This is a genomic window from Kribbella sp. (assembly GCF_035687465.1).
Classification (GTDB): Bacteria; Actinomycetota; Actinomycetes; order Propionibacteriales; family Kribbellaceae; genus Kribbella.
In genome coordinates this window covers 1-6,761 of sequence record NZ_DASRXP010000617.1, presented here as the reverse complement: position 1 = coordinate 6,761, position 6,761 = coordinate 1, and the positions used below count along the sequence as shown (strand labels likewise).

Genomic DNA, 6,761 nt, shown 5'->3' with positions numbered 1-6,761 from the left:
AGTGCGGCCGAGTAGTTCGGCAAGCAGGCTCTGGTCCAGGGAGAGCGCGGCCGCGCGCTTCTCGGCCAACGGCGCATCGCCCTCGTACATGAAGGCGCCCACGTAGCCGAACAGCAAGGACTTCGCGAAGGGCGATGCCTCAGTGGTCTCGACCTCGACCACGGACACCCGGCGTTCGCTGATCCCGGTCAGCAGATCCTTCAGCGCGTCGATGTCGTAGACGTCCTGCAGCACCTCACGCAATGTCTCCAGCACGATCGGGAACGACCCATACTTGCTGGCCACACTCAACAGCTGCGCCGAGCGCTGCCGCTGCTGCCACAAGGGTGAGCGGCGGCCCGGGTTGCGCCGGGGGAGGAGCAGCGCACGCGCGGCACACTCGCGGAAACGTGCGGCGAACAGGGCAGACCCGCCGACCTCCGTCGTGATCAAGTCCTCGATCTCCGCCGGGTCGAACAGCACCAGCTCGGCCCCCGGCGGTGGCTCGTCCGTCTCCGGCAGCCGCAGGACGATCCCGTCGTCGCCGGACACCGACTGGGCATCCATCCCGTACCGCTCGCGCAGCCGCGCCGCGATCGCCAGCGCCCACGGTCCATGCACCTGACCGCCGTACGGCGAGTGGATGCAGACCCGCCAGTCGCCGAGCTCGTCGCGGAACCTCTCGACCACGATGGTGATGTCGTCCGGCACCCGGCTGGTGGCCTCCCGCTGCTCGGTGAGATAGGAGACGAGGTTGTTCGCGGCGTACTCGTCCAGGCCGGCGTCCCGGGCCCGTTTGATCGCCTTCGCTGGCGGCAGGGAGGCCATCGTCCGGACGAAGGCGCCGGTCGCCGCGCCGAGCTCGGCCGGTCGCCCGACCGCGTCGCCCTTCCAGAACGGGAGCCGCCCGGGTTGACCCGGAGCGGGAGAGACCAGCACCCGGTCATGGGTGATGTCCTCGATCCGCCAGCTGGAAGCGCCCAGCGTGAACACATCGCCGACGCGCGACTCGTAGACCATCTCCTCGTCGAGCTCGCCGACCCGGTGGTTGGTGGACTCGCCGACCAGGAAGACCCCGAACAACCCCCGGTCCGGGATGGTGCCGCCGCTGGTCACCGCCAGTCGCTGGGCACCCGGCCGGCCGGTGATCTCGCCGCTGACCCGGTCGAACACGATCCGCGGCCGGAGCTCGGCGAACTCGTCCGACGGATACCGGCCGGACAACATGTCGAGCACCCCGTCATAGGCCGAACGGGGCAAGGTGGCGAACGGGGCGCACCGGCGTACCAGGGCATAGAGCTCGTCCACGTCGATGGTGTCGAGGGCAACGATCGAGACGATCTGCTGGGCCAGCACGTCCAGCGGGTTGGCCGGGATGTGCAGGCTCTCGATCAGTCCGTCGCGCATCCGCTGCACCACGACCGCGGTGTCGACCAGATCGCCGCGGAACTTCGGGAAGAGCACACCGCGCGAGACCGCACCGACCTGGTGCCCGGCCCGGCCGACCCGCTGCAGACCGCTGGCGACCGACGGTGGCGCCTCCACCTGGATCACCAGGTCGACCGCGCCCATGTCGATGCCCAGCTCCAGGCTGCTGGTGGCGACCACACAGGGCAGCCGGCCCGACTTCAGGTCGGCCTCGATCAGGGCTCGTTGCTCCTTGCTGACCGAACCGTGGTGCGCTCGGGCGATCAGCGGCGGCGCCGCCAGCGACGCACCCGACTGCGCCATCACCTGGGCCGGCGAGCCCGCCTCGGGCAGCTCCAGCTCGGCTCGCTCGGCAGCGATCTCGTTCAGCCTCGCGGTCAGGCGCTCGGCGAGGCGGCGCGAGTTCGAGAAGACGATGGTGGAGCGGTGCGCCGAGATCAGGTCGAAGACGTGCTCCTCGACGTGCGGCCAGATCGACGCATGCCGCGGCGGGCCGGCCGCCGACCCGGACGTCTCGATCTCGGTGTTGGCCAGCTCGGCCATATCCTCCACCGGCACGACGACGCTGAGGTCCCACTGCTTGGTGAACTTCGGCTGGACCACGGTGACCGGTCGCTCACCACCGAGGAAGCGCGCCACCTCCTCGACCGGCCGGACGGTCGCCGACAGGCCGATCCGTTGCGCGGGCTGGGGGAGCAGCGCGTCCAGCCGCTCCAGCGTGAGCGCCAGGTGTGCGCCGCGCTTGGTGCCGGCGACGGCGTGCACCTCGTCGACGATCACCGTCTCGACGCCTCGCAGCGACTCACGCGCCTGCGAGGTGAGCAGCAGGAACAGCGATTCCGGCGTGGTGATCAGTACGTCGGAGGGCTTAGTGGCGAACCGCCTTCGCTCATTGGCCGGGGTGTCCCCGGAGCGCACCGCGACCTCGACGTCGACGGGCGCCTCGCCCAGCCGGCGGGCGGTCTCGCGGATCCCGATCAACGGGGCCCGCAGGTTGCGCTCGACATCGACCGCCAGCGCCTTCAGCGGCGAGACGTAGAGCACCCGGCAGCGCAGCTTCGGGTCGTCCGGCGCGGGAGTGGTGGCCAGTCGGTCCAGCGCCCAGAGGAACGCGGCCAGCGTCTTGCCCGAGCCTGTCGGCGCGACCACCAGCGCGTCCCGGCCCGCGGTGATCGCCTCCCAGGCCTCCAGTTGGGCCGGGGTGGCCGCCTCGAAGACGTCGCCGAACCACGCCCGGGTGGCGGGCGAGAAGCGGCTGAACGCGGTGGATCTCTGCACGCACCCCATCTTGCCGGGTCGCACCGACAGTTTTCGTCGGCAGGCACCGGGCGGCGCCTTGTCCCCGTCTTCTGGAATGATCAGCCGCATGAAGAACCGCGTGCGCACCGCACTCGTCACCGTGGCCTGTCTGCTCAGTCTGACCGGCTGCGTGAAGCTCGATGCCGACATCAAGGTGAACTCGGACGAGACCGTCTCGGGCACTATGCAGATCGGCGTCGACAAGCAACTGGTCGAAAGTAGCGGCCAGTCGCTCGACAAGGTGCGCGAGCAGGTCGATGCCGGGGTCAAGGAGACGACCACCGACGGCGTGACCTGCAAGGCCTTCGAGGACGACAAGTACGTCGGCTCGAACTGCCAGTTCGACAACGTGCCGTTCAGCAAGATGGGCAGCTCGACCGGGGACGGCGTCGGCTTCCGCAAGGACGGCGACAAGTTCGTCGTCACCATCAAGGACATGAACCTGGGCGACACCTCGTCGACCACGCAGCCGGTGGTCGACTTCAAGATCACCATGCCGGGCAAGATCGTCGAGCACGACGCTGGCGCCAAGGTCAGCGGCCGCACGGCGACGTACGACAGCCTGGACAAGCTCGGCAACGTCTCGCTGACGTCCGAGGCCGGCAGCAGCTTCCCGCTGTGGGCGATCATCCTGATCATCGTGGTGCTGCTGCTCGCAGTCGCCGCCGTGGTGTTCTTCGTGCTCAGGGGCCGCAAGAAGACCGCCCAGCAGTACCCGGGCCAGTACGGCGGCCCGTACCCCGGCCAGCCGCATCCCGGCCAGTGGGGAGGACCCCAGTACGCCGGCCAGCCGGGCCAGCCCGGTCCGTACGGCCAGCCAGGCCAGGGCCAGCCAGGTCAGTACGGCCAACCGGGCCAGGGGCAACCGGGTCAGGGGCAACCAGGTCAGTACGGTCAGCCGGGTCAGCCGGGTCAGCCGGGTCAGTACGGGCAGGGCCAGCCGGGTCCTTACGGTCAGCCCGGTCCCCAGGGGCAGCCACCGCAGTACGGGCAGCCGGGGCAGTACCCGGGTCAGCCGCAGCAGGGTCGCCCTGGTCCCTACGGTCAGCCGGGCCAGGGGCAACCGGGTCCCTACGGTCAACCAGGCCAGGGACAACAGGGCCCGTACGGTCAACCTGGTCCCCAGGGGCCGCCCCCGCAGTACGGGCAGCCCGGCCAAGGCCCCCAGCAGCCACCGCAGCAAGGCGGCTGGGGCCAGCCCCCGCACCAGGGCCAGCCCCCGCACCAGGGCGGGCCGCAGCAGGGCAGCCATCCCCAGGGGCAGCCGCCACACGGGCAGCCGCCACAGGGCAACCCGCAGGGGCAGCCGCCGCAAGGGCAGGCGCCTGAAGACAACCCCGAGGGGCAGCAGGGGCCTGAGGGCAACTCGCCGCAGCAAGGTGGCTGGGGTCAGCCGCCGCAGGATGACGGGCGGGCATGAGACTTACCGAATTCTGGAACCGGATGGACCAGGCTCTAGGGCCGGCCTACTCACGGACCTGGGCCGAGACCCAGGTCGTGAGCGGCCTCGGCGGCCGTACGGTCGCCGAGGCGCTGGCCCAGGGCGAGCACGCCAAGACCGTCTGGCGTGCCGTCTGGGCCCACCTCCAGCTACCGCCCAGCGAACGCTGAAGTTCCGTCACCTACCGCCCAGCGGACGCTGATGCTCTTTCAGTTGCCGCCCAGCGAACGCTGAGGTTCAGCTGCCGGCCAGTGAGCGCTGGGGTTCCGGCTCGGTGGCGGGGCCGTCGAGCGGTTCCGGGTCGCGCTTCTGGGCGAGCTTGCTCGGCCACCAGATGTGCCGCCCGATGTCGAGGCTGAGCGCGGTCACCAGCACGGACCGGACCACGATCGTGTCCAGCAGAACCCCGAGCGCGACCGCGATGCCGATCTCCGCGAACGCGACCACCGGCATCGTCGCCAGTACGGCGAAGGTGCCCGCCAGCACCAGCCCCGCCGAGGTGATCACCCCACCGGTCGCGGCGACGCCGATCAGCGCGCCGCGTCTGGTCCCGTGCACCTTCGCCTCTTCATGCACCCGGGTCATCAGGAAGATGTTGTAGTCGATGCCCAGCGCAACGAGGAACACGAACACGAACAGTGGCAGCGAGGGGTCGGCCCCCTCGAACCCCAGCACGTAGTTGAACACCAACGAGCTGATCCCCAGTGCCGCACCGAAGGACAGCACGACCGTTGCCACCAGCAAGACCGGAGCGAGCAGGGACCGGAGCAGCAGCGCCAGGATCAGCAGTACCACGGCCAGGACGACCGGGATGATCACCTTGTTGTCATGGTTCGACGCCCGCTGTGTGTCCAGCAGGATCGCCGTGCCGCCCCCGGCCTTCGCGTCTGCGCCAGGAACAGCGTGGACCGCGGCTCTGACCCGGTCCACGGTGTCCTTGGCTCCTTGGCTGTCCGCCGCATCCGTCATGGTGCCTTCGAGATACGCCAACCCACCGGCGGTTTGCGGGTCGGCGACTGAGGCGATGCCCGGGGTCGACGACATCGCAGTACGGACTGCTGCTGCCTGGTCCGCGTTGCTGACCACAACGAGTGGGTTGCCCGCGCCGGCCGGGAAGTGCGCTGCCACGACCTTCTCGCCGACCACGGAGTCCGGCGTACCTGTGAAGGACTGTTCGTTGGTCAGGCCGTTCGCGTCCAGCGTCAACATGCCGAGCGCGGCAGCCCCTAGCAGGACCGTGGTGGTCACCCAGGTCAAGCGAGGCCGTACTGCGATGCGGCGGCCGATGCGGCCCCACAGACTCGTCTCGGTGTGGTCGTCCGAGCCGTAGGTCGGCCGTAGCGGCCAGAACACCCAGCGACCACACAGGACGAGCAGAGCGGGCAGCAGGGTGAGCATGGCAAGCAGGGCGACTACGATGCCGACCGCTGCCACGGGACCGAGACCACGCGTCGAGTTCATCGATGCCAGTAGCAAGCACAGCATCCCCGCCACCACTGTCGAACCAGAGGCGATGATCGCCGGCCCCGAGCGATGCAGCGCGAAGGCCATGGCCTCGTGGCGGTCCTCATGCCGCCGGAGCTCTTCCCTGTAGCGGGCGACCAGCAGCAGGGCATAGTCGGTCCCTGCACCGAACACGAGCACTGTAAGGATGCCTGCGCTCTGTGCATTCACCGTCAGATCGGCCCTGGTCGCAAGTAGGTACACGACAGCCTGAGCAGCGAACAGCGCGACACCTGCTGAGATCAGCGGCAGTAACCACAGCACCGGACTGCGGTACGTGAGCAGCAAGATGATGATCACGACGGCGGCCGCGGAGTACAGCAGCTTGCCGTCGATCCCGGCGAACGCCTCCTGCGAGTCCGCAGCGAAGCCACCGGGTCCGGTCACGTGGAAGGACAGCCCGTCGGGACGCTCCGCGGCCACTCTGCGGATGTCATCGGCTCGCTCGCCGAGCACCTCCCAGCCGCCGGTCCCCGCGTTGATCGGCACGAGCACCTGCAGCGCCTTGCCGTCCTCGGACTGGATCGGCCCGACCACCTCGCGGTCGACATCCTCGAGCTGCCCGTACGCCGTGACGTGGTTCGTCACGGCCTGGCGGTCCGCCGGGGTCAGCCCGCCGGGTCGCTCGTAGACCACGACGGCCCAGTTCTCTTCACCCGACGAGAACTGGGCCGTCGTCTGCAGTACCTCGGTGGACTCCGCGTTGCCCGGCAACCAGGAGACAGCGTCGTTCTCCTGAGCGCCGGTCAGTTTGCTCCCAGGTCCGAAGGACACTGCCACCGCGACGATCCACAGTGCCAGCACTATCCACTTCGAAATCCTGCCGCACGGCAACGCCGCGAGCCGCCCCACTCCAGCCATCCCGAATCACGCCCCCTCGGGGGACCGTCCGCCCGCGCCATACGCCGGGTCATCGACGACGTATCCCCCTCGTTTCAGCCTGGCGGTTCGACCTTGAGCGAGTCAACGCGTTTTGAGTAGTACTGCGATCACCGTGCGCTAGACGGACCACCCGGTGCGCTCAGCCCATTCCTCGGCCGGCAGGTAGACCAGGTCGCACACGGGATCCTTCAGATCGGCGTACTCGCCCGTCGACTCCAACGGCAACCTC

The 6,761-nt window shown here is 69.3% G+C and carries 4 protein-coding genes; 2 read left to right on the top strand and 2 right to left on the bottom strand.

Annotated elements, in window-relative coordinates:
* A partial coding sequence (locus VFG33_RS32720) for a DEAD/DEAH box helicase (RefSeq protein WP_325056865.1) occupies positions 1 to 2,694 on the bottom strand: 2,694 nt, incomplete at its 3' end.
* A 79-nt stretch (positions 2,695 to 2,773) separates the two neighbouring features.
* Here VFG33_RS32720 and VFG33_RS32715 point away from each other — a divergent pair.
* On the top strand, positions 2,774 to 4,126 hold the full coding sequence (locus VFG33_RS32715) for an LppM family (lipo)protein (RefSeq protein WP_325056864.1): 1,353 nt from the start codon (positions 2,774 to 2,776) through the stop codon (positions 4,124 to 4,126).
* A complete protein-coding gene (locus VFG33_RS32710; RefSeq protein WP_325056863.1) occupies positions 4,123 to 4,317 on the top strand; it encodes a DUF3046 domain-containing protein in 195 nt (64 codons plus the stop codon). The genes VFG33_RS32715 and VFG33_RS32710 overlap by 4 nt, the downstream gene beginning before the upstream one ends.
* 67 nt (positions 4,318 to 4,384) lie before the next feature.
* On the opposite strand, the gene VFG33_RS32705 is transcribed toward VFG33_RS32710, so the two are convergent.
* Positions 4,385 to 6,430, bottom strand: a complete 2,046-nt coding sequence (locus VFG33_RS32705; RefSeq protein ID WP_325056862.1) for an MMPL family transporter — start codon at positions 6,428 to 6,430, stop codon at positions 4,385 to 4,387.
* Positions 6,431 to 6,761 lie beyond the last annotated feature (331 nt).

Excerpts from the sequence above, each read along its gene's own strand:
- VFG33_RS32715 (WP_325056864.1), top strand. The coding sequence starts at position 2,774 with ATGAAGAACCGCGTGCGCACCGCACTCGTCACCGTGGCCTGTCTGCTC.
- VFG33_RS32710 (WP_325056863.1), top strand. The coding sequence starts at position 4,123 with ATGAGACTTACCGAATTCTGGAACCGGATGGACCAGGCTCTAGGGCCG.